This is a genomic window from Variovorax sp. 01T432 (assembly GCF_056398605.1).
In genome coordinates, this window is record NZ_JBFTPS010000016.1 from 1 (window position 1) to 23117 (window position 23117).

At 68.4% G+C, this 23117-nt stretch carries 22 protein-coding genes and 1 pseudogene; 5 read left to right on the forward strand and 18 right to left on the reverse strand.

Annotated elements, in window-relative coordinates:
- Positions 1–144: 144 nt before the first annotated feature.
- From AC1DNF_RS14295 to AC1DNF_RS14320, 6 genes and pseudogenes are all read right to left on the reverse strand, one after another.
- The gene (locus AC1DNF_RS14295; RefSeq protein WP_478149265.1) at positions 145–882 is read right to left on the reverse strand and encodes a methyl-accepting chemotaxis protein; all 738 of its coding nucleotides are present in this window, start codon (positions 880–882) and stop codon (positions 145–147) included.
- Between the two features lie 266 nt (positions 883–1148).
- The gene (locus AC1DNF_RS14300) at positions 1149–2993 is read right to left on the reverse strand and encodes a DEAD/DEAH box helicase (protein ID WP_478149266.1); all 1845 of its coding nucleotides are present in this window, start codon (positions 2991–2993) and stop codon (positions 1149–1151) included.
- Positions 2994–3224: 231 nt separating this feature from the next.
- Positions 3225–4454: a peptidase domain-containing ABC transporter gene (locus tag AC1DNF_RS14305; RefSeq protein WP_478149267.1), complete on the reverse strand. Its 1230-nt coding sequence runs from the start codon at positions 4452–4454 to the stop codon at positions 3225–3227.
- Positions 4423–4809: pseudogene (locus AC1DNF_RS14310) on the reverse strand (JmjC domain-containing protein); the annotation flags it as partial. The gene AC1DNF_RS14305 and the pseudogene AC1DNF_RS14310, both read right to left, overlap by 32 nt.
- Positions 4740–5432: an HlyD family secretion protein gene (locus tag AC1DNF_RS14315; RefSeq protein WP_478149268.1), complete on the reverse strand. Its 693-nt coding sequence runs from the start codon at positions 5430–5432 to the stop codon at positions 4740–4742. The pseudogene AC1DNF_RS14310 and the gene AC1DNF_RS14315, both read right to left, overlap by 70 nt.
- A 24-nt stretch (positions 5433–5456) precedes the next feature.
- Complete coding sequence (locus AC1DNF_RS14320) at positions 5457–5615, reverse strand: hypothetical protein (RefSeq protein ID WP_478149269.1); 159 nt, start codon at positions 5613–5615, stop codon at positions 5457–5459.
- A gap of 466 nt (positions 5616–6081) precedes the next feature.
- On the opposite strand from AC1DNF_RS14320, the gene ettA reads away from it, so the two are divergent.
- Together ettA and AC1DNF_RS14330 are read left to right on the forward strand one after the other, a co-directional pair.
- Positions 6082–7743 (forward strand): energy-dependent translational throttle protein EttA, encoded by a 1662-nt coding sequence (gene ettA, locus AC1DNF_RS14325; RefSeq protein WP_478149270.1) that lies wholly within the window; start codon positions 6082–6084, stop codon positions 7741–7743.
- A gap of 131 nt (positions 7744–7874) precedes the next feature.
- A complete protein-coding gene (locus AC1DNF_RS14330) occupies positions 7875–8000 on the forward strand; it encodes a hypothetical protein (RefSeq protein ID WP_478149271.1) in 126 nt (41 codons plus the stop codon).
- Between the two features lie 43 nt (positions 8001–8043).
- On the opposite strand, the gene AC1DNF_RS14335 is transcribed toward AC1DNF_RS14330, so the two are convergent.
- Genes AC1DNF_RS14335 through AC1DNF_RS14345 form a run of 3 tightly spaced genes read right to left on the reverse strand, consistent with a single transcriptional unit; the run spans position 8044 to position 11137 of the window.
- The gene (locus AC1DNF_RS14335; protein ID WP_478149272.1) at positions 8044–9396 is read right to left on the reverse strand and encodes a TAXI family TRAP transporter solute-binding subunit; all 1353 of its coding nucleotides are present in this window, start codon (positions 9394–9396) and stop codon (positions 8044–8046) included.
- Between the two features lie 10 nt (positions 9397–9406).
- Positions 9407–10423 (reverse strand): P1 family peptidase, encoded by a 1017-nt coding sequence (locus tag AC1DNF_RS14340; RefSeq protein WP_478149273.1) that lies wholly within the window; start codon positions 10421–10423, stop codon positions 9407–9409.
- Between the two features lie 33 nt (positions 10424–10456).
- On the reverse strand, positions 10457–11137 hold the full coding sequence (locus AC1DNF_RS14345; protein ID WP_478149274.1) for a cation efflux transmembrane domain-containing protein: 681 nt from the start codon (positions 11135–11137) through the stop codon (positions 10457–10459).
- A gap of 56 nt (positions 11138–11193) precedes the next feature.
- Between AC1DNF_RS14345 and AC1DNF_RS14350 the strand changes: the two genes are divergently transcribed.
- Complete coding sequence (locus AC1DNF_RS14350) at positions 11194–11667, forward strand: Cd(II)/Pb(II)-responsive transcriptional regulator (RefSeq protein WP_478149275.1); 474 nt, start codon at positions 11194–11196, stop codon at positions 11665–11667.
- Between the two features lie 14 nt (positions 11668–11681).
- Here AC1DNF_RS14350 and AC1DNF_RS14355 read toward each other — a convergent pair whose 3' ends face one another.
- From AC1DNF_RS14355 to AC1DNF_RS14385, 7 genes are all read right to left on the reverse strand, one after another.
- Entirely contained in the window at positions 11682–12677 is a 996-nt protein-coding gene (locus AC1DNF_RS14355; RefSeq protein WP_478149276.1) for a glycerophosphodiester phosphodiesterase, read from the reverse strand.
- A gap of 26 nt (positions 12678–12703) precedes the next feature.
- The gene (locus AC1DNF_RS14360; protein ID WP_478149277.1) at positions 12704–13282 is read right to left on the reverse strand and encodes a DUF1439 domain-containing protein; all 579 of its coding nucleotides are present in this window, start codon (positions 13280–13282) and stop codon (positions 12704–12706) included.
- A gap of 55 nt (positions 13283–13337) precedes the next feature.
- A complete protein-coding gene (locus AC1DNF_RS14365; protein ID WP_478149278.1) occupies positions 13338–14120 on the reverse strand; it encodes an amino acid ABC transporter ATP-binding protein in 783 nt (260 codons plus the stop codon).
- Entirely contained in the window at positions 14104–14757 is a 654-nt protein-coding gene (locus AC1DNF_RS14370) for an amino acid ABC transporter permease (protein ID WP_478149279.1), read from the reverse strand. The genes AC1DNF_RS14365 and AC1DNF_RS14370 overlap by 17 nt, the downstream gene beginning before the upstream one ends.
- A 7-nt stretch (positions 14758–14764) precedes the next feature.
- Positions 14765–15427, reverse strand: coding sequence for an amino acid ABC transporter permease (locus AC1DNF_RS14375; protein WP_478149280.1), 663 nt, complete (start codon positions 15425–15427; stop codon positions 14765–14767).
- 10 nt (positions 15428–15437) lie between these two features.
- Positions 15438–16229, reverse strand: coding sequence for a transporter substrate-binding domain-containing protein (locus AC1DNF_RS14380; protein WP_478149281.1), 792 nt, complete (start codon positions 16227–16229; stop codon positions 15438–15440).
- 182 nt (positions 16230–16411) lie between these two features.
- Positions 16412–17359, reverse strand: coding sequence for a LysR family transcriptional regulator (locus AC1DNF_RS14385; protein WP_478149282.1), 948 nt, complete (start codon positions 17357–17359; stop codon positions 16412–16414).
- Between the two features lie 124 nt (positions 17360–17483).
- On the opposite strand from AC1DNF_RS14385, the gene AC1DNF_RS14390 reads away from it, so the two are divergent.
- Entirely contained in the window at positions 17484–18611 is a 1128-nt protein-coding gene (locus AC1DNF_RS14390) for a YeiH family protein (RefSeq protein WP_478149283.1), read from the forward strand.
- A gap of 35 nt (positions 18612–18646) precedes the next feature.
- On the opposite strand, the gene AC1DNF_RS14395 is transcribed toward AC1DNF_RS14390, so the two are convergent.
- Positions 18647–19087, reverse strand: a complete 441-nt coding sequence (locus AC1DNF_RS14395; protein WP_478149284.1) for an OsmC family protein — start codon at positions 19085–19087, stop codon at positions 18647–18649.
- Positions 19088–19268: 181 nt separating this feature from the next.
- Between AC1DNF_RS14395 and AC1DNF_RS14400 the strand changes: the two genes are divergently transcribed.
- Complete coding sequence (locus AC1DNF_RS14400) at positions 19269–20963, forward strand: long-chain fatty acid--CoA ligase (RefSeq protein ID WP_478149285.1); 1695 nt, start codon at positions 19269–19271, stop codon at positions 20961–20963.
- 18 nt (positions 20964–20981) lie between these two features.
- Here the strand turns inward: AC1DNF_RS14400 and AC1DNF_RS14405 are convergent, their stop codons facing one another.
- Positions 20982–23015, reverse strand: a complete 2034-nt coding sequence (locus AC1DNF_RS14405; RefSeq protein WP_478149286.1) for an ABC transporter substrate-binding protein — start codon at positions 23013–23015, stop codon at positions 20982–20984.
- Between the last annotated feature and the right edge of the window lie 102 nt (positions 23016–23117).

Sequence of the window (23117 nt, forward strand, 5' to 3'; positions counted from 1 at the left end):
CGGTAGCCAATCCACGCATAKCAGCATGATCAACCGTCGCTCACGCACCCGGCTCCGCCGCGTTCCCTATCCGGCATTCGCGAAAGATTCTGAAATCCGGCACCCGGAGAGAGCGGCTCGCCCTCTTGACAGGATCAAGCCATATCAGCTCATGCGCTTGCCGGTCTCGCCGGACATGGCGGCGAGCTTGCGCACCTCCTGGGCCAGCACGCCGAAGCTGCGTCCGCTGTCACCGGCATGCGCGGCCTCGATGCGGGCATTGATGGCCAGCAGGTTGGTCTGGGCGGCGATGCTGGCGACTTCGGCCGCCATCTGCTGCAGCTCGTCCACGAAGCGGCTCAGGCTCTGGACCTCGACGTGCATCGCGCCGTTGCTGGCCATCGCGGCGCGCAGCGAGTCGAGCACGCCGCGCAGCGATTCGCCGCTCTGTTCGAAGACGCCGGCCACGCCCTGGTCGCCATCCTGCGTCGAGGCCTTGAGCGCCTGGTCGAGCCGGTCCACGATGCCCGCGAAACGCTGCGCCAGGGCGGCGACGGCGTCTTCCATCTGCGAGCGCGAGCTTTCGATGTGCGCGCTCCATACGGGCAGCAGGTCGCGGCCGAGCTGATCGGTGCCGAGGACGAAGCTGGCCGTGGCGTCGCGGGTGACGGCCTGCTGCCGGAGACGGCGGCGGTCGAGCTGCACGCCGGCGAGCAGGAGGGCGGCGGCGGTGAGCGCGCCCCAGGGGCCCCAGCGCCAGTCGCCGGCGCCCCAGATGCCGACGCCGCCGGCCAGGGCGATGAAGGACGACTGGAGGCGACCCGGCGCCACGATCCCCGACGGCCGGAGGGCGCGCGCAAGGGGGGTCGATCGCAGGGATGCTCCGAGGTTCTTGAGTTCCATTGGCCTGTCTTTGACGAGAGCGGGGGCTCGATTGAATGAACGGGCGCACGTGTCCGTGCTCCGATTCAATGTATCGGGCAAGCGCTCTTTCCAATGGGGCGATCAAGCGCAGGAACACCTCGCAAATCGGCCGCTGGCCGGTCCCGGACCCTTGCGTTCTCGCGAATGAGGCGGCGGCCGCTCGGGGCGGCCTCCCAAAAAAAAACACCCCTCGATGAGGGGTGTCGTTGGGAGCGATGAGGAGCCTTCAGGCTCCGCGCCGCGGGTCAGCGGCCGAAGGAACGGCCGCCGCCGCCGCCGCCGTAGCCGCCGCCCGAGCGACCGCCACCGCCGCCACCGCCGTAGCCGCCGCCACCGCCGGAGCGGCCGCCACCGCCGCCGCCGCCGGAGCGGTTGCCGCCGTAGCCGCCACCGCCGCCGCCGCGACGACCGCGACCGCCGCCCATGCTGTCGACACTGGTGCGCAACGGATCGGGCTGGCCCGCAACGGCACCCGCCAGGGCTTCGGCGCGCAGATGCGCCACCGCGTCGGCTTGCGTCGGGCTGTGGCTGTTGCCGTGATGGCGCGGTTGGCGCTCTTCGTGCGGCAGATGGCCGTCATGCGCATGATGCGGCGCATGCGCGATATGCGGCGCGTGATGAGGCGCGCGTGCCGGTCCCTGCGGGCCGCGCGCGGGGCCTTGCCCGCGTCCGCCCTGGCCGCGAGGGCCCTGGGCGCCACCGCCGCCGCCATTGGCGTTGCGGCCGGCCGGCGCACCTTGACCGCCGCCGCGACGCTGGCCACCGCCGTTGCCGCCACCGCCGCCACTGCGTTCGCCTTGTCCGGCCTTGTTGTCGCGAATGCGCGTCATCATTTCCTGCCGCGCCGCCTTGGCGGCCGCCTGCATCACGTCACGGCTGGGCGGACGGCCCGCGCCGCCCCAGATGGTCTGGCGGCCCATGGCGATGGGCTCGGCGCGCTCGCCTTCCTCGGGGCCGAAGCCCTCGACGATCTTGACCGGGATCTGCTGCTTGGTGAAGCGCTCGATCTCCTGCATGAAGCCTTCTTCGTCCAGGCACACCAGGCTGACCGCTTCGCCGGTGGCGCCCGCGCGGCCGGTGCGGCCGATGCGGTGAACGTAGTCTTCGCTGACGTTCGGGATTTCATAGTTCACGACATGCGGCAGTTCGTCGATGTCGATGCCGCGCGCCGCGATGTCGGTGGCGACCAGCGCCCGGATGTCGCCGCTCTTGAAGCCCGCCAGCGCCTGCGTGCGGGCGCTCTGGCTCTTGTTGCCGTGCAGCGCCATCGCCTGGATGCCGTTCTTGGTGAGGAACTCGGCCACGCTGTTGGCGCCGAACTTGGTGCGGGTGAACACCAGCACCTGGCTCCACTTGTGCTCGTTGATGATGTGCGCGAGCAGGGCCTTCTTCTTGCCGCGGCCGACCGGGTGGATCACCTGCGAGATGCGCTGCACCGTGGTGTTGCGCGGCGTGACCTGGATGCTCTGCGGGTTCTTCAGCAGCGTGGCGGCGAGATCGCGGATCTCGTCGCTGAAGGTGGCCGAGAACAGCAGGCTCTGCTTCTCCTTGGGCACCAGCGCGAGGATCTTCTTCACGTCGTGGATGAAGCCCATGTCGAGCATGCGGTCGGCTTCGTCGAGCACGAGCATCTGCACGGTCGAGAGGTCGAGCATGCCTTGCTGCTGCAGGTCGAGCAGGCGCCCGGGCGTGGCGACCAGGATGTCGACGCCGCTCTTGAGCTTGCTGATCTGCGGGTTCATGCCGACGCCGCCGAAGATCACGGTGGAGCTCAGCTGCAGGTACTTGCCGTAGGTGCGGATCGATTCCTCGACCTGGGCCGCGAGTTCGCGCGTCGGGGTTAGCACCAGGGCACGGATGCCGGTGCCGCCGAACTTGTTGGTGGCGCTGCGGGCCATGGTGAGCTTGTGCAGCATCGGGAGGGTGAAGGCCGCGGTCTTGCCGGTGCCGGTCTGGGCGCCGCCGAGCAGGTCGTGCCCTTCGAGCACCGCCGGAATGGCCTGGGCCTGGATCGGGGTGGGGGTTTCGTAGCCTTGCTCATGCACGGCTTTCAAGATGGCCGGGGCCAGCTTCAGTTCATCAAAGTTCATTGAGTTCAACAAGCGCCCTACACGGCGCAGTGGTATCCGCCCGCCCAGGCGTCATGTGGACGTCGGGCCAGTAGAGGCGAATGAAGGTCAGGAGTGGGAGCCTGAAGGCCCGTCTTGGGTGGGAGGGGCCTTCGTCGTCCCCGGCAGAGAGCCGGTGTCGCGGGCAACTGGACCCGGCAACGAGGTGCATTGTCGCACGAGTTGCGTTCAGGGGCTGCGCAAGGCCTTTGCTCAGGCCTTTTGCGCCTGCGCCGATGAGGCCGTGAGATCGACCACGCGATCGGCCATCGCGATCGTTTCGGGCCGGTGCGCGATCGTGATGCGTGTCATGGGCAGGCCGCGAATGGCCTCGTTGACTTGTCGTTCCTTGCCCACATCGAGGTGGCTGGTCGCCTCGTCGAGCACCAGCACGCGAGGGTTGCGGTGCAGCGCCCGGGCCAGCAGGATGCGCTGCTTCTGCCCGCCCGAAAGGCTGCTGCCCATGTCGCCGTTCAGCGTGTGATAGCCCATGGGCATCGCGAGCACGTCGTCGTGGATGGCCGCCAGCGTGGCGGCTTGCCGGACGCGCGCCGGGTCGACCGTTTCGTCGAAGCCGGCGATGTTCTCCTGCAGGCTCGCGGAGAACAGCTGGTCCTCCTGCATGACGGCGGCCACCTGCCTGCGCCAGTTGCTCAAGCCGAACTGACGCAGCGGCACGCCGTCGACCCGCACGCATCCTTCGGTGGGTTCGAGCAGCCCGAGGATGATCTTGGCGAGCGTGGTCTTGCCGCAGCCCGTGGCGCCCACGATCGCGACGTGCTCGCCGGCGCCGATCTCGATGTGGATGTGGCGCAGCACCCACGGCGTTCCGCTGCCGTAGCGGAAGCTGACCTTGTCGAGGGTGATCGTCGGTCGCGGGCCGACGGATGCGTCGGGCGGATACGGCCTCGCGTCCCCCAGCTGCTCAGGCTCGAACAGCACGATGTCCGAGAGACGCTCGACGTGCAGGCGCAGCATCCGCACCGCCATCAGGTTGTCGATGAAGCGCTGCATCCGCGAGGAGAACTCGTCCTTGTACGAGATGAAGGCCATCAGCATGCCCACCGTCAGCGTGCCGCCGATGGCCATCGACGCGCCCAGGCCCAGCACGGCGATGCTCTCGATGCCGAAGACGAGGCCATGGCCGGCGCCGAAGGCCAGCTGCATCTTCTGCGTGCTTGTGCGCCGGTTGGTGGCCTGCACGACCATGTTCAACCAGCGCGCGCTGCGCTGGTCTTCGATGCCCGCGATCTTGATGGCCTGGATGGCACGCAGGCTTTCGAGGAAGTGCGATTGGGCCTTGGCCTCGTGGGTCAGCAGCTCGTCGTTCGCGCGGTGGAAGGCGCCGTGCGGAAGGATGGATGCCGACGGCGAGATGGAGGGTCTCTTGGGATTCGAGGGGAGTGGCCTCATGCCACCAGCCGCGCGGGATGTAGAGAACATCGCCGGCCTCGAGGTATCCGTTGAATACGGGGTCGGCCGGACATTCGTGCTTGTGTTCCTTGCTTTTTTGATGAGGCAGCGGAAGCGGGAACGTCGGAGCGAAAACGCGCCAGCGCTTTCGACCGATCAACTGTACGGCGAACACGTCATGCGTGTCCCAATGCTTGGCGAATGTGCCACTACCGCCAAAGGCGACATAGCCATTGGCGACTGCTCTCTCTCCCACGAAACGCGCAATCTCCATCGTGATGTCATGGACGGCTTCAGACTTCGTCTCCAGCCGATTCAAGACCAGCGTCGCGCCGTCGCGCAGGAGGTCGTAAAAGACGTCCTTGACGATTTTCGAGCGCTGCATTGCGATGTCGAGGAAGGACTCGGTGTAGCGTTCGGCGGGAACCGGGCCGTCCTTGAACATCTGGAGCAAGCCGTCGCGCGGGTCCCAGGCGAAGAGCGCTGTGTTGGACTGAAGGCCGAACTGAAGACCACCGTGGTTTCGGTGCAGAGCGAGTTGCGGCAGACGCGTTGCGCGGCGAGCAGTTGCGCACGCAGCGCTTCGACCTGGTCTTCCTTGTCCTGTAAAGCCACTTCGGAGATGAAGCGCTCGCGCGCCAGTGCCCGATGCCGCTCCAGCATCCGCGTCGCGACCTCGATGCGGCGCGTATGGAGCTCGATCTCCTGTTCATTGCGGTGGCGCTGTTCCTGCAAGGCCTCCAGGCGGTCGCGCAGTCCTTGTCGGGTCTGCTGCCCGAGCTCCCCCATCGCTTCGATGGCTCGCAGCAGGCTCGCGCGACGCTGCGCCAGCGACGCTGCCGCCGCGTCGGAGAGTCTGACGTTCTGTTGCGTTCCGGCGGCGTGACGTTCGTCGGAGAGCACGAACAGCAAATCGCCTTTTCGAACGTGCTGCCCCTCATCGACGAGCCTCTGCGTGATGACAGCCGAGGTCGCGGGGAAGATGCGTATGACGCCTTGCGCGGGCACGAGCAGGCCGAAGGCGGTGGTGCGCTAGGTGTAGCTGCCGAGCACCAGATAGCCGCAAACGGCCAGCGCGACCAGCGCACCGGCCGTCGCGAACACCCAGCTCGGCCAGTTCCTCGTTAGCACTATGGGCCCGTAGGACGTGGCAACCCCCACGTCCAGCGCCTCCGCGCGAAAAAGACGCATGGCGCGCCCGCCTCAGACGCGGGGCATCGATGTACGGAGGGGCGGACGCCGCCGCAAGCGCGCCGCAGCCGTGCATCCTGGATCGGACGGGTGTGCTGGATCGTGCCGCGGCAGCCGCGCGAAAACTGTTGACGTCATGTTTTCTTCCCTGATGAGCGATTCGCGCGCCGTGATGTCGGCACATCGATCGACCGCTTTTGAGCAAGCGGCTACCTCTTTGGGGCGGCAATATAGCAGGCCTTGGGCGGTCCGATCCACTTGCGATGAAGGCCTGCGTTAGACTTGCGGGATCCTGGTCGGCACCGGTGCTTCGGCGGCAAGCGCCTTTCGTGCAAGACGGATACCCCAGTCGATGCGGCGCTCCGGGCCAGCCAGCCCGGCCAGATTTCCACCTGGACTTGCGCGAGGTCGATGGCAGGGGATGCCGACCATTCCTAGCAGTCCCACTCACCGAACCGAGATAGACATGGCCCAGTACGTCTACACCATGAACAAGGTCAGCAAGACCGTGCCGCCCAAACGGCAGATCTTGAAGGACATTTCGCTTTCATTCTTCCCGGGCGCCAAGATCGGCGTGCTCGGCCTCAACGGCTCGGGCAAATCCTCGCTGCTGAAGATCATGGCCGGCATCGACAAGGAGATCGAAGGCGAAGCCCTGCCGATGCCCGGGCTGACCATCGGCTACCTGGAGCAGGAGCCCAAGCTCAACCCCGACCACACCGTGCGCCAGTCGGTGGAAGAGGCGATGGGCGCGGTCTACGCCGCCAAGGCGCGCCTTGAAGAGGTGTACGTGGCCTACGGCGCGGAAGACGCCGACTTCGACGCGCTCGCCGCCGAGCAGGCCGAACTCGAAGCCATCATCGCCACCGCCGGCACCGATTCCGAGCACCAGCTCGAGATCGCCGCCGACGCGCTGCGCCTGCCGCCGTGGGACGCCAACATCGGCGTGCTCTCCGGCGGCGAGAAGCGCCGCGTCGCGCTGTGCCGCCTGCTGCTGAGCAAGCCCGACATGCTGCTGCTCGACGAGCCGACCAACCACCTGGACGCCGAGTCGGTGGAATGGCTCGAAGTGTTCCTGCAGCGCTTCCCGGGCACCGTGGTCGCCATCACCCATGACCGCTACTTCCTCGACAACGCCGCCGAGTGGATCCTCGAACTCGACCGCGGCCGCGGCATTCCATGGAAGGGCAACTACAGCACCTGGCTGGAGCAGAAGGGCGAGCGCCTGGCGCAGGAGCAGAAGAGCGAGGAAGCCCACGCCAAGGCCCTGAAGAAGGAACTCGAATGGTCGCGCCAGAACCCCAAGGCGCGCCAGGCCAAGAGCAAGTCTCGCCTCGCCCGTTTCGAGGAGCTGAGCGACTTCGAATACCAGAAGCGCAATGAAACGCAGGAAATCTTCATTCCCGTGGCCGATCGCCTGGGCAATCAGGTGTTCGAGTTCAAGAACGTCAGCAAGTCCTTCGGCGACCGCCTGCTCATCGACAACCTGAGCTTCGAGGTGCCCGCGGGCGCGATCGTCGGCATCATCGGCCCGAACGGCGCCGGCAAGTCGACGCTCTTCAAGCTGATCGCGGGCAAGGAGCAGCCCGACAGCGGCGAGGTGGTGGTGGGCTCGACGGTCAAGATGGCCTTCGTCGACCAGAACCGCGACGCGCTCGCCAACGAGAAGACGGTGTGGGAAGACATCTCGAACGGCCTCGACATCATCAATGTCGGCAAGTTCCAGATGGCGAGCCGGGCCTATGCCGGGCGCTTCAACTTCAACGGCGCCGATCAGCAGAAGAAGGTCGGCACCCTGTCGGGTGGCGAACGCGGTCGCCTGCACCTGGCCAAGACCCTGATCGCCGGCGGCAATGTCCTGATGCTGGACGAGCCCTCGAACGACCTGGACGTCGAGACGCTGCGCGCGCTGGAAGACGCCTTGCTGGAGTTCGCGGGCTCCGTTCTGGTGATCAGCCATGACCGCTGGTTCCTCGACCGCATCGCGACGCACATCCTCGCGGCCGAGGGCGACAGCCAGTGGACCTTCTTCAACGGCAACTACCAGGAGTACGAAGCCGACAAGAAGAAGCGCCTGGGCGAAGAAGGCGCGAAGCCGCATCGGATGCGCTTCAAGGCGCTCAAGTAAGCGCGCCCGCGCCTGCCTGCAGGCGCGTCGATGGCCCGAACAGCGGCCGATTTCCCACTCTTTTGGGGGATTCGATGCGTGTGTGCCTGTGCCATGCTTTGCCTCATCCAGTGAACCAGGCAGGAGGCACCATGGATACAGGACACGCAAAGCTGCAACCCCAGGACCCCGTGGCCGCCAAGTTCGGCGTCTACGTCATTCGCGCGGCGGTGATGCTGGCCGTGATCATGGTCGCGGCCTCCTTCATCCGCGGGTAGGCGCGCATCGACTCAGCCCAGGGCCGGCCGCGGCAGGCTCGGCTCAGGCCGCCGTGGGCGGCGTCGCGGTCCTGCCGGCCAGCAGCCGCCTGCGCACCGCATAGATGTTGTTGCGCAGCGCGTACAGCTCCTCGGCGTAGGACAGCGGCACGGCCACCTTGTTGACCCGGCGATCGAGTTCGTCAAGTTCCTTCACCAGCGCATCGCGCTCGCCCTGGCCGGCGTCGACCTTGGCCTCGACCTCGCGCAGCCGCGCGTACCAGCGGAACACGCGCCGCCGCACGCGGAACTGGTAGAGCGGCGGCACCACCCGGCTCAGCGGCAGCATCAGCACCAGCAAGCCGCCCAGCACCAGCCACATGCGTTCCACCAGGTTGCTGGCCCAGAAGGGCAGGTAGCGCTGCCAGAAGGGCGGCGTGCCGTTGATGGCGCGGTCGCCTTCGGGGCTCACCGGCAACTCGCTGGTGCGGGTGTTCGGAAAATCGCGCGCGTGGTTGAACCAGCCCGCGTCGCTGTGCATGCTCTGCGCGGCCTGCGCGAAGAGCTGTCGCAGGGCGGGGTGCGTCTGTTCGCGCGCCAGCAGGGAGGTCGTCGCCGCCAGCATCGACACATCGGCCGGCGGCAGGTCGGCCGCGAGATCCACCACGCCGCACGGCAGGCTCACCGCCTGCAGGAAGGCGAAGCGCCGGGAGTAGGCATCGCTCTGGCCGAAGTCCATCAGCCGGATGTCGGGCGCGCGCAGGAGCCGCTGCACCAGCGGCGACTGCGGCGCCGAGGCGAGCACGATCGCGTCCAGCAGGCCGCCCTGCAGCGCCTCGGTGGCGGGCGTCTGTTCGAGGTTCGACAGCTGCAGCGACTGCGGCTCCATGTGGTTGGCGCGGAACATCCGGTCCATGATCTCGGGCACGCCGCTGCCGGGCTTGTCGACGTTGACGCGCAAGTCCTTCAATTGCGTGAGCGAGACCAGGCGGTCCGTCTTGCGGTCGACCCTGTGTGCCGCGTCGACGCGGTAGAAGATCCAGAGCGGCTCATAGAACAGGCTGCCGAGCGAACTCAGGCCGGCGGCCTCGTCCGCCACCGGGTCGGCGCTGCCGCCGCGCACGAAGCCCACGTCGACGCCTCCCTCGCGCAGCAGCCGCAGGTTGTCGTCGGAGCCGTCCGTCGCCTTGAGTTCGACTTCGATGCCGTTGGCCTTGAGGGCGGTGGCGTAGCGCTTGCCGAATTCGGCGTAGGCGCTGCCGGCCGGTCCGGTCGCCAGCGTCACGTGCCTGGGCGGCTGCGGGTCGAGCCACCAGTAGGCCGCGACCAGCAGCCCGATGACGAGGAAGACCACCGGCCCGGCCGAGGCGATCAGGTCGCGGATGGCAAGGAGGATGAGGCGGATGGCTTGCGGCATGGAGCGGCTCCTATGCCAGGTCGGCGGCGCAGGGAAAGAAGCTGTCGCCGATGCGCAGCGTGCGCGCCGCCCGCACGGCGCGCAGGGTCGCGAGGGCCACCACCTCGGCCGCCATCGTGCCCAGCACCGTCATGCCGGGCGCGTCGCCCTGCAGCGGCACGCGGCCGGTGGCGAGCGCGAAGAGGGTGTCGCCATCGCTCATGGTGTGCACGGGATTGATCGCGCGGGCGAGGCCGTCGTGCGCGACGGTGGCCAGGCGGTTGGCCTGCACCTTGGTGAGCACGGCATCGGTGGCGACCACGCCCAGCGTGGTGTTGGTGCCCGCCAGCAGCGGCTGGGGCAACTCGCCGCACAGCAGGGCGCGACGCGTGTCGAGCAGCGCGCGGCCGTCTTCGGTGCGCGCGCCGGCCACGACCCGCGCGGTGTGCGGGTCCAGCACATCGCCCAGCGCATTGCAGGCGATCAGCGCGCCGACCGTCACGCCGTTGACCGTCACCGACGCGCTGCCGATGCCGCCTTTCATCGCCCGATGCACGCCGAAGAGCTTGCCCACCAGCGCGCCGCTGCCGGCGCCGACGTTGCCCTCGGCGGGCGCGTCGGTCGATGCCGCTTCGCAGGCCGCGTAGCCCGCCGCGGCGTCGGGGCGGATGCGCGCATCGCCCACCGGCAGGTCGAAGAGCACGGCGGCCGGCACGATGGGCAGCGTGCCGAAGCGCACGTCGAGGCCCACCTGCTGCTCTTCCAGCCAGCGCATCGCGCCGTCGGCCGCCGCCAGGCCCCAGGCGCTGCCGCCCGCGAGCATGACGGCGTGCACCTGCTGGACGAAGTTGCCGGGGGCGAGGAGATCGGTTTCCCGCGTGCCGGGCGCGGCGCCGCGCACGTCCACGCCGGCCACCGCGCCTTCGCGGGCAATGATCACGGTGCAGCCCGTGGGGCGGCGGGTGTCGCTGAAGTGGCCGACTTCGATGCCGGCGACGTCGGTGATGGATCCCGCGCGCGGGTCGGAGGCAGAAGAAAGATCAGGCATCGAGCGGCATTATCTGCGCGCCCGGACGGATCGCTAGCCTTGGCTCTTGCTTTCGGCGGCGTGGCCGGCGCCGTGCTTCTGCTCGTGATGGTGACCCAGTTCGGCGCGTGCGCGCCGCAGGACCGACCAGCCGCCGTTGATGGCCAGCGCCGCCATTCCCGCTGCCACCGCGAGATCGGGCCACGCGCTGTGGGTGCCGAACACGCCCAGGGCGGCGAGCATGACGGCCACGTTGCCGATCGCGTCGTTGCGCGAACACAGCCACACGCTGCGCATGTTGGCGTCGCCTTCGCGGAAGGCGTAGAGCATCACGGCGACCAGCACATTCACCGCCAGGGCGATCGTGCCGACCACCCCCATGGTGAGCGCCTCGGGCGGCACGCCGTGCGCGACCGCCCAGATCGTCCGGCCGGCCACGAAGAGGCCGAAGCCCAGCATGCTGGCGCCCTTGAGCGCGGCCGCCCCGGAGCGCCATGCGAGGCCCATCGAGAGAACCGCCAGGGTCACGCCATAGTTCGCGGCGTCGCCGAAGAAGTCGATCGCGTCGGCCAGCAGCGACACCGAGCCCGACTGAAGGCCCGCGCCGATCTCGACCGCGAACATGGCCGCGTTGAGCGCCAGGGCGATCCACAGGATGCGCCGGTAGCGCGGCGTGTCCGCGGCCGAAAGGTGTTCGTGGTCGTGATCGTGGTCGTGATGGCAGTGCGCAGACATGGTTTCTCCGGAATCTGGCACGATTGGAAACGTTGAAGTCACTTGAAGGTCAAGCCATGGCAGACGCATTGCCGCCCGGCGAGCAGGGTTACCGCATCGGCGACGCCGCCACCCGCAGCGGCGTGAGCGCCGCCAACATCCGCTACTACGAGAAGGAAGGCCTGATCGCGCCCCAGATGCGCGGCGACAACAGCTACCGGCTCTACAGCGATGCCGACGTGCACCGCCTGCGCTTCATCCGGCTGTGCCGCGCCATGGACATGTCGCTCGACGAGGTGCGCACGCTGATGGCGCTCGACCTGCGCAGCAAGGCCGATTGCGACGCGGCCTGCGTGGCGCTCGACACGCACCTGGGCCATGTGCGGGAGCGGCTGCGCGAATTGCGCTCGCTCGAGAAGGACCTGCTCGCGCTGCGCGACTGCTGCGACGGCACCGATGCGCACTGCCACATCATCGAGACGCTGCATGCGCGCGCCGACCGGCAGCCGGCCGCGGGCGCGCGGCGCACCAGGGCCTCGCGCCACGTCTGAGCGCCCCGCTCGGCTCAGCGGCCCGGGGTGGGCGGGGCCAGGCCGCGCTCGTGCATCAGTTCGCGCAGCGGCAGCGGGTCGTCGGTGATGATCCCGTCCACCTTCCAGTCCATCAGCCGGGCCAGGTCGGCGCGCTGGTTCACCGTCCAGGGCAGCACCTGCAGGCCGAGCGCGTGCGCTTCCTGCACCTGGGCCTGCGTGAGATCGTTGTAGGCCGGCGACCAGATCACCGGCGCCCTGGCAGCGCCCGCGGCGGCCTTCACCAGCCGTGGCGCGGAGCCGAAGTCTTCCATGCGAAGGCCGGCGGTCCAGCGGCTGTCCTTGAGCGTGCGCGCGCTCGTGAGGTAGGCGCGCGGCAGCTGCGGCGCGAGCTGGCCGACGAGCGCGAGCGAGCGCCAGTCGAAGCTCTGGATCGTCACGCGCCGCGCCATGCCGGCCTTGTCGATCTCGGCGAGCAGCGCGCGCACCATCGGTTCCGGCGCCGCCGTCTCGTCCGGGCGGGAGGGATCGACCTTGGTCTCGATGTTGAAGCGGACCTCGGTCGCGCCGAGTTCGCGCACGCGCCCGAAGAGCGCCGCCAGGGTCGGGATGCGCTCGCCGTCGTGCGGCACCTGGCGGGCGAACTGCCTGCCGTAGCTGGTGGCCGGGTCGATGCGGCCCACGTCGTAGGTCTGCAGCTGCGCCAGCGTCAGCGACCGGATCGAGGGGCCTCTGGCCTTGAGAAAGGCGCCGGACGCGTCGCGCGTGTGGTCGGGGTTCAGGACCGTGTCGTGCGAGATCACGACGACGCCGTCGGCCGAGAGCCCGATGTCGAGTTCCAGCGTGGTGACGCCGATGCCGATGCCGTTCGAGAAGGAAGCCAGCGTGTTCTCGGGCGCGAGCGCGCGGCCGCCGCGATGGGCCTCCAGGTCGAAGCCTTGCGCGGGCTGGGCGCCGGGCGTCGAGCAGCCCGCGAGCACGATGGCCGCGAGCAGCCAGGGCGCGCAGCGCGCCCGCAACGATGAATCCATGGAGTCTCCGGTGGGATGGTTGTCCGTTACTTGAGTTGCACCGTGATGCCGTCCTTCTGCACCGTGATGTCGCCGATCACATAGGTCTTGCGGCCCACGGTGAGCTCTTCGGCGGTGAAGGTGCGCAGCGGCTGGTCGCGCAGCAGTTCCTGCGCGACGGCGGCGCCGATCTGCTGCAGCTGCTGCGCGTCGCGGCCGGTCACGCCTTGCAGCTCGAAGCGCTCGGCGGTCGGCTGGTCCAGCCGCAGCGCGCGTGCGGCGGCATCGTATTTCAGCGCGCTGCTGACCGTGACGATGCCTTCCACGCTCGACGGCCGCAGCAGCGGACTCGCGATCGAGAGCAGGGCCGTGATCGAGGCCCGGTTGGTGCGTTCGTCCAGGCCCAGCTGCGGATCGCGCAGGCCGACGGTGAAGATCTCCGCATAGCGCTGCCGCACCGGGAAGTGCCTGGCGATCTGCGCCTGGAGTTCATCGCGGGTCGCGGTGTACTCGCTGGTGAAGAAGTTGAAGCCGGCCAGCGCCGCGAAGGGCGCGGGCATGGCCGCCGCGCCCAGGAGGGCGCGCAGCAGCCAACGGCGGGAGAACTGGCGGGAGCGGTCGTGCATACCGCTCGGAGCTTGCCACAGGCGGGAGGTTCCTCCCGTCGGACGGCGCGTCGTGTCAGTCGTGCAAGGATGAAAGGAACTGTTTCAGCTCCGCCGTGCGCGGATGGCCGAAGATCTCCGCCGGCGGCCCCATCTCGTGCACGCGCCCCTGGTGCATGAAGATCACGCGGTCGCTGACCTTGCGCGCGAAGCTCATCTCGTGCGTCACCATCAGCAGGGTCATGCCCTCGACGGCCAGCGACTCCACCACGCGCAGCACCTCGCCCACCAGTTCGGGGTCGAGCGCGGACGTGATCTCGTCGCACAGCAGCACGGCGGGCTCCATCGCCAGCGCGCGCGCGATCGCCACGCGCTGCTGCTGGCCGCCCGACAGCTGGTCGGGCATGGCGTCGAACTTCTCCGCCAGGCCCACCCGCGTGAGCAGCTTGCGCGCCTGCGAGGCGGCCTCCAGGGCGCCGCGCTTCTTGACCAGCGTGGGCGCGAGCATCACGTTGCGCCCGACCGTGAGGTGCGGGAAGAGATTGAAGCTCTGGAAGATCATGCCCACCTGCTGGCGCAGTTCGCGCATCGCCATCGCGCTCTCGTGCAGCAGCGGCTTGCCGTTGACCGTGAGGGAGCCGTCCTGGAAGGCCTCGAGCCCGTTGACGCAGCGCAGCAGCGTGCTCTTGCCCGAGCCGCTCTTGCCGATGATGGCGATCACCTCGCCGCGCCTGACGTCGAGGTCGATGCCCTTGAGCACCTCGTTGCTGCCGTAGGACTTGCGCAGCGCGGTGATGCGAACGATCGGGGCCGCGGACGCCGGGGCGGCGGGGGCGGCAGCTTCAGCGGCGAGCGCCATGGATCTTCCTTTCGAGGTTCTTGGCGTACAGGCTCACGGGGAAGCACAGCACGAAGTAGAGCAGGGCGACGCAGCTGAAGACGACGAAGGGCCTGAAGGTCGCGTTCGAGATCATGCTGCCCGCCTTGGTGAGTTCGACGAAGCCGATCACCGAGGCCAGCGCGGTGCCCTTGATCACCTGCACCAGGAAACCAACGGTCGGCGCGACGGCGATGCGCGTGGCCTGCGGCAGGATCACGTGGCGCATCTGTTCGCCGAAGCTCAGGGCCAGGCTGGCCGATGCCTCCCATTGCCCCTTGGGAATGGAGGCCACGCAGCCGCGCCAGATCTCGGTGAGGAAGGCGCTGGTGTAGAGGGTGAGCGCGACCGAGGCCGCGGTCCATGCCGAGACGTCGATGCCGAAGAGCGCGATGCCGAAGTAGGCCAGGAAGAGCTGCATCAGCAAGGGCGTGCCCTGGAACACCTGCACGTAGAGGCCGATCAGCCGCTCGGCGAGGCGCCCGCCCGCGAGCCGCGCGAAGAGCAGCAGCCCGCCCACCGCGCCGCCGCCGACGAAGGCGATCAGCGACAGCACGACCGTCCAGCGCAGCGCCATCAGCAGGTTGCGCAGGATGTCCCAGAGGGAGAAGTCGGACATGGCCTGCCTACCTTCCGAAGAAGAAGCGCGGGCCTGCCCAGTTGAGCAGCTTGCGCGCGCCCACCGACAGCGCGAGGTAGATCAGCGTCGCGACGATGAAGGCCTCGAAGGCGCGGAAGTTCCGGCTCTGGATCAGGTTGGCGGCGTAGCTCAGTTCCTCGGTGGAGATCTGGCTGCACACGGCCGAGCCCAGCATCACGATGATGATCTGGCTCACCATCGCGGGCCACACTTTCTTCAGCGCGGGCGGCAGCACCACGCGCGTGAAGACCTGCACCTTGTCCAGCGCCAGGCTCATGGCCGCCTCGATCTGGCCGCGCGGCGTCGCCTCGATGCCGGCGCGGATGATCTCGGTCGCATAGGCGCCCAGGTTCATCACCATCGCGATGATCGACGCGACCTCCGGCGAGAGCTTGAAGCCCGCCGCCGGCAGGCCGAAGAAGATGAAGAACAGCTGCACGATGAAGGGCGTGTTGCGGATCAGCTCCACGTAGCTGCCCACGATCCAGCGCAGCCAGGCCGGCCCGCTGGCGCGCGCCCAGGCGCAGGCGACGCCCACCCCCATGCCGATGAGGGTCGCGACGAGCGTGAGGCCCAGCGTCCAGAGCACACCCCTGGCGAGCAGGGGCCATTGGCTCAGGACCGCCCCGAAGTCGAACTCGATGCCCATGGCCGCCGCTTCAGAGCGGCAGGTCGCCGGCGGGGCGGCCGAGCCACTTCTTCGACATGGCGTCGAGCGTGCCGTCCTTCTTGGCGGCCAGGATGATCTCGTTGACCTTGGCCTTCAGCTTGTCCTCGCCCTTGAGGACGCCGACGAAGCAGGGGCTGTCCTTGAGCAGCAGCTTGTATTCGGCGCCGAGCTGCGGGTTCTTCTGCATCATGTCGCCGGCGACGGCCGCGCTGGTCGCGATGGTCTGCGTCTGGCCCGCGACGAAGGCGGCGATGGTGGCGTTGTTGTCCTCGAAGCGCTTGTAGTCGACGTTCGAGGGCGCGACCTTGGCGAGTTCCTGGTCCTCCATCGCGCCGCGCGTCACGGCCACGCTCTTGCCGCCCATGTCGGCGAAGCTCTTGATGCTGATCGTCCTGGCGGCATACACGGCCTGGAAGAAGGGCGCATAGGCGGCGGAGAAGTCGATCACCTTCTCGCGCTCGGCGTTCTTGCCGAGCGTGGAGATCACGAGGTCGGCCTTGCGGGTCTGCAGGTAGGGAATGCGGTTGGCGCTGGTCACGGGGACCAGGTCCACCTTGACGCCCAGCTTGCTCGCGATCAGCTGCGCCATCTCGACGTCCAGGCCCTGGGGCGTCATGTTCTTGTCCACCGAGCCGTAGGGCGGGTAGTCGGTGGGCACGGCGATCTTGATGGTCTTGGCCTTCATCACGTTGTCGAGCGCGTTCTGGGCCTGCGCGCCGCCGGCGGCGAACAGGCAGGCGCAGGCGAGGCCGAGCGCGAAGGGGCGATTGGAAAGCTTCATGACAGGGCTCCTGGATCAGTCGGTGAATCGTCGGTGGAAGGCGCGGCGCCGGCGGCCTTGCGTTCTTCCTTGCGGGCGCTTGTATGCAAGAGCCGTGCCTCGACGGGCGCGGAGACCCGGAGCCCGGTGTGCGGGCGCGTGGCCGCGGGCCTCCCGGGCCGCGCCGAATCGGCGGCCCTCGGCTATCGCGAACGACCCTGCGGCCTGGCCGCGGTGACATCCTGGATGAAACGCATCAATGCCTGGGTCGGCTGCTTGTCGCGATGAATCACCATGTTGCACTGGCGCCGCATGTGCGGCAGGGTGGTGGGCACCTGCCAGAGTTGCCCGGCCGCGATCGCGTCGCCCACCACCCATTGCGACATGCACGCCATGCCCAGGCCTTCGGCCGCCGCGCGCTTGATCGCTTCGGAGCTGCCGAGCTCGATGCTGCGGCGGAAGGAGCCCAGATGCGGCAGCAGGAGCTGGTCCGTCGCCTCGCGCGTGCCGGAGCCCGGTTCCCGCAGCAGCCAGATGGCCTCGCGCAGGGCCTTGAGCGGTATTCGCCCGCCGCCGGCCTGTGCCGCAGCGGTGCTCGCGATGGCGTTGCCGGGCGACGCGACCACCACCATTTCGTCCTGCAGCCACGGCGTGACGGCCAGGGAGGCCTGATGGCATGGGCCTTCGATCAGGCCGATGTCCAGCTCGAAGGCGGCCACCGCGTCGCAGATGGCCTCCGTGTTGCCGATCGTGACCTTCGAGTGCCAGGCGGTGGTGGCCGACGCGGCACGCTCGTCGAAGAAGCGCGCGAGGAGCCGGGGAAGCACATAGTTGCCGATGGTGGTGCTCGCGCCGATGAGCAGCGAGTGCGCCTGCGAGTCTCCTTCGCGCGCCATCTGTTCGATGCCGCCCGCGCCGTCGAGCAGGGCGCGGGCGCGCGGCAGCAGCGCGCGCCCGTTGTCGTTGAGCAGCAGGCGCTTGCCCGCGCGGTCGAAAAGTCGCAGCGACAGCAGCCGCTCCAGTTCATTGATGGCCGAACTGGTCGCCGACTGCGAGAGCGCGATCGCCTCGGCCGCGGCCGTGGTGCTGCCGGCTTGCGCCACGGCGACAAAGATCTGCAACTGGCGCAGCGTGAGACGCAGGACCTGCATGGTTCTTCTCTATAGCGACTGAATGGGTCAATAGTAGCAAGACAACCTGTTGGACGGGTCGGTGACAGACCTCTAGATTCGCACCTGCAGTGAACGAATCCGAACGAACAGAGAGCCGAAACCGATGAGTCCCACTTCCATAGCGACCCCTTCCGCGCCTGCGACGATGGCCGAGCGCCCGGCCCGCACCGTGTCCCGCCTGCTGCCCGGCCTGGCGCTCAGCGGCGCCCTTGCCGCCGCCGGCACGGCGCTGGGGAATATCGACTGGTTCCGGCTGCACGGCTTCAGCGCGCTGACGCTGGCCATCGTGCTCGGCATGCTGGTCGGCAACACCGTCTACCCACGCTTCGCCGCCCTTGGCGCGCCCGGTGTGGGTGTCGCGAAGCAGACGCTGCTGCGCCTGGGCGTGGTGCTCTACGGGCTGCGGCTCACGATGCAGGATGTCGGGCACGTCGGGGTGGCCGGCGTGGTGATCGACGCGCTGGTGCTGGGCTCGACCTTCGCATGGGCCTGCTTCATCGGCACCCGGGTGCTCGGCATGGACCGCAAGACGGCGATGCTGATCGGCGCGGGCAGCTCGATCTGCGGAGCCGCGGCCGTGATGGCGACCGAGCCGGTGGTGCGCGCGAGGGCGGAGCAGGTCACGGTGGCCGTGGCGACCGTCGTGGTCTTCGGCACGCTGGCGATCTTCCTGTACCCCGTCCTGTTCGAGCTGAACGAGCATTGGCGGCTGATACCGGGCGGCACCGGCGGCTTCGGCATATATGCGGGGTCGACGATCCACGAGGTCGCCCAGGTGGTGGCGGCGGCGCGGTCAGTCGGCGCCGATGCGGCCGACTCCGCCGTGATCGCGAAGATGGTGCGCGTGATGATGCTGGCACCTTTCCTGGTCATGCTGTCGGCGTGGCTGGCGCGAGACGGGGCCGCCAGGTCGGGCGGCACGGCATCGGCCGAAGCGCGGGCCCCCGGTCAGCCGAAGACCGGGCTCGTCGTGCCGTGGTTCGCCTTCGGGTTCATCGCCGTCGTCGCGTTCAATTCGCTGCGGCTGCTGCCTGCCGGCGTGGTCGCGGTCGCCACCGACATCGACACGGTGCTGCTCGCCATGGCGATGGCCGCGCTCGGCCTCTCGACGCAGCTCGCGGCGATCCGGAAGGCCGGCGTCCGGCCGCTGCTGCTCGCCCTGATCCTGTTCGCCTGGCTGGTGATCGGCGGCGCGCTCATCAACCATTGGGTGCCGGCCCTGCTGGGATGATGCCCATCCCGCCACGGACCGGCCCGCGCCTCACTTCACTTCTTGAGCGTCGCCTTCATCGTGATCTCCGGCACGCTGGCCAGGGCCTTCGACAGTGGACAACCCGCCTTGGCCCCGGCGGCGAGTTCCTGGAACCTGGCCTCGTCGATGCCCGGAATGCTGGCTTCCACTTCCAGCTGGATGCGGTCGATCTTGAAGCCCGGGCCGTCCTTCGCCAGGCGCACGGCGGCCTTGGTGTCGATAGAGGTCGCCGTGAAGCCAGCGCCTTCGAGCGCGAAGGCCAGTGCCATCGTCAGGCAGCCGGCATGCGCCGCACCCAGGATCTCCTCCGGATTCGTGCCGCGCGTGTCGTCCTCGAAGCGGCTCGCGAAGCCGTAGGGGTAGCTTTTCAACGCGCCGGTTTCGGTGCTGATCTGGCCCTTGCCGGTCTTGCCGGCGCCTTCCCAGTGAACGCTTGCGTGCTTGTCTGCTGCCATGTGAACTCCTCGGTGGGGTTGAACGAAGCTGCCGTTTTAGTGCAGAAAGGGCGCGCCGTCTGTCGGCGGGGCGCCAAGGAAGCATCTTTCACGGTGGAGTCACCCATGTGACGGCTTCGGGGCTTCCCCGATAGGGGCGCGGGCCGTGGCATCGTAGGCTCGGGCGCTGTTTGGAGACTGTATGGATCGCCCGCACTACAAGTTCTGGCCCGAGCGCCTTCCCCGTTCGATCACCGTTCCCGCCACCTCGCTGTGGCACAACCTCGCGACCGCCGCCGCCCGCTTTCCCGACAAGGCGGCGCTGGTCTTCTTCGGCAGCGAGATCAGCTACCGGGAACTCGCCGCGCAGGCCGAGCGCCTGGCGGGCACGCTGCATGCGCTGGGCGTGAAGCGCGGCGACCGGGTGATCCTGGACATGCAGAACTGCCCGCAGCTCGTGATCGCGCATTTCGCGATCCTGCGCGCCAACGCCGTCGTGGTCCCGGTCAATCCGATGAACCGCGCCGAGGAGCTGAAGCACTACATCCTCGACCCGGATGCCAGGGTGGCCATCACCACCGGCGACCTGGCGCCCGAGCTGGTCAAGGCCAGCGACGCGCTGGCGCCCGGTCAGCGACTGGCGCACATGATCGTGACCCAGTTCACCGACACCTTCGATGCCGGGGTGAGCGGCGACGAGGCGCCCGTGCCCGCCTGGCGAGACTGGCTGCTGACGCGTCACCCGCTGCCCGCGCTGGCGGACGGCGCCGTCATGGCCTGGACCGACGCGCTCAACGCGGGCCATGCGCCGCCCGAGCACGTGGTCGGCGCCGACGACATGGCGCTGCTGCCCTACACCAGCGGCACCACCGGCCTGCCCAAGGGCTGCATCCATCATCACTCCAGCCTGAACCACAACGCCTTCGCCGGCCAGATCTGGGGCCTGGGCTCTTCGGAGGCCGTGGTGCTCGCGGTGGTGCCGATGTTCCACATCACCGGCACGGTGAGCATGATGCACACCACGATCCTGATCGCGGGCACGCTGGTCATCATGCCGCGCTGGGACCGCGAGGTGGCGGGGCGGCTGATCTCACGCCGCAAGGTCACGAGCTGGACCAACATCCCGACCATGGTCATCGACCTGATGGCGAGCCCGAATTTCGCGAGCTTCGACCTGAGCAGCCTGAGCTACATCGGCGGCGGCGGCGCCGCCATGCCGCAGGCGGTGGCGCAGCGCCTGCTGGAGCAGTACGGCCTGCGCTACCTCGAAGGCTATGGTCTCACGGAGACCGCCGCGCCCTCGCACGCCAATCCCTTCGAGCACCCCAAGCAGCAATGCCTGGGCATCCCCTACATGAGTACCGATTCGCGCGTGGTCGACCCCGACACGCTGCGGGAGATGCCGGTGGGCGAATCGGGCGAAATCATCACCCACGGCCCCGAGGTCTTCCAGGGCTACTGGAAGCGGCCCGACGCCACGGCGGCGGCCTTCATCGAGTTCGAGGGCAAGCGCTTCTTCCGCACCGGCGACATGGGCCGCATGGACGAGGACGGCTACTTCTTCATGACGGACCGCCTCAAGCGCATGATCAACGCGAGCGGCTTCAAGGTCTGGCCGGCCGAGGTCGAGCTGCTGATGTTCCGGCACCCCGCGATCCAGGAAGCTTGCGTGATCGCGATGAAGGACGACTACCGTGGCGAATCCGTCAAGGCGGTGGTCGTGCTGCGGGCCACGCACAAGGACACGACCGAGCAGCAGATCATCGACTGGTGCCGCGAGAACATGGCGGTCTACAAGATCCCGCGCAAGGTGCAGTTCGTCGATGCGCTGCCCAAGAGCGGCAGCGGCAAGGTAATGTGGCGCCTGCTGCAGGAGGCGGAGAACAAGCCGGCCTAGCGTCCGCCGCGCTCCCGCTCACAGGACCAGCGCCGCGACCAGCGCCGTTCCCCCCACGACCGCCACGAATAGGATGCGGATGCCCTGCTGCGTGATGGCCGCGGCCCGACGCAGCTCGGCCTTGCACAGGCGCTCCCGCGCCAGCACCGAAACGATGCACAGCAGGCACAGGCCGAGGAACTGGTAGAACACATACTCGATCGCCAGCGTATAGCCGACCGGCCCGAACTGCGTGTTGATCGAATTGAGCAGGACCATGCTCGACAGCGAGCCTGTGATCGCCACGCCGATCTTGGCCCCTTCGTCGCTGAAGTAGAGCGAAGCGAACATGATGAGGGTCAGGATGCCCAGGGGCAGCAGGCTCTTCACCAGCGTTGCCGCCGTGCGCCGCGCCACCGTGACCTCCACCCGGTAGCCCGAGAGCTCGCGCACGCGCTCGATGCCCTCGAGCGTGGGGTCTCCGACCGCGGACTGCGTCGTCTGGACATCCCGGCGTTCGTCGACGCGCACCAGCCGCCATTGCGTGAGATCGCGCAAGGCATCGGGTGCGATGCCGCCCGGCGAGCGGCGGTCCTGGACATAGACGAGGCGCCCGAGCGCGGCTCTTGCGTTGAACAGGCTCACCGTCAGTGTCTGCGCGTCGGCGGGATAGCGATGCAGGTCGAAGTGGGTCTTGAAATCGCCCCGGATGCGCCACAGCCGATAGGTCGTTCCATCGTCCATGGCGCGCTCCGTCGCGGGGCGCGCGGGGTCGAAGCTGCCGCGCACCATGTCCGGGAAGTCGACGTCGCCCGGGTCGGAGTCGCCATGCGCGAAGCGAAGCCACAGGTACAGATCGGCGGTGAACGTCGATGCCGGTATGTCCATGCGGGGAAGCTCGTTCAGGAACACCCCCGTGTAGACGACCTGCTGCTTGTGCGCGTAGCGGTTCGCGCCGAGGTCGACCAGCCGGCCCGAGGCGATCTCCGCCTGGTCCGGGTTGGACACGGGCACGAGCTGCACCGGCGCGGATTCGAACAGCGTTCGGTGGAAGCGACCCATGCGGATGGACTCCGGGCGCCCGAACCACAGCGGGCCGGCCAAGCTCTTCAGCGCATGCTGCGGCCCGTTCAGTCCCCGCAGCCAGGCGAGCACCGCTTCGCGCGAATGGCCGCCAGAGGCATGGAGCGCCGCGATCGCGAGGTTGGTGGCATCGAAGCCGAGCACGTCCAGCCAGGTGGCCTCCCGGTGGTACCGGGCCTCGAAGCGATCGGCGAATTCCACCGTTTCGGCATTCGCGCTGTCCAGCATGATCGGCGATTCCGCATAGACGCCGTCCATGAAGAATGCGGCCCCTTCGTGTTCCTTCTCGAACAAGGCCGAGAACGCATCGCCGGCCATGACGGTCGTGCCGAGGATGGGCGTCGTGATTCCATGGCGCCGCAGCGTTCGCAGGATTGCGACGGAGTCATCGGCCAGCGTGCCGAGTATCACGGCACGGGTGTGGTCCGCGGCGGCCGCGAGCGCCAGCTGCTGGGCCTCCTCCGCCGTCTTGAAGAGGTGATAGCTGACATCGAGGCCCAGGCGTTGCGCGCTGCTTTTCGCGCCCTCGACGAACTGCTGGCCGAAAGCGGCGTCCCGGGCCAGGACGATCGCGCTGGATCGGTCCAGCGCGCCATGCAGATAGTCCATGAGGAAGGCGCCGAGTTCCGGCGTCGTTGCCATGGTGCGGAAGGTGGTCGAACTCCGCAGGCCGCCGGCGCCCGTCGCGGTTGTCACGATCGACGCCATGCCGCCGTCCGCGTAGATGGGGCCGGCGGCCAGCGATGTCGGCGTCAGGATCGGCCCGACGACCATCAGCGCGTTGGACGCGACGATCTGCCGGGCGACCTCCCTCGCGCCGTCCTCGGTGCTCTTGTCGTCGTGAACGTCGAGGCGCTCGCCCGCTTCCTCGGCCGCGAGCCGCGCGCCATCGAGCGTGGGCTGGCCATAGATGCGGCCGTAGCCGCTGAGTGAGCCGGAGAAGGCAATGGCCTGCGCGCGCGCGGCGCCGGGCCATGTCGCGGTGAGCAAGAGGCCAATGATCAATGAGGCAATTGCCGCCCTCGAAATTCCATTGGCCATTCCTGCGCGACACGCGGGCATTTGTCTTTTTCTCCCCTGATTGGAGCCTTC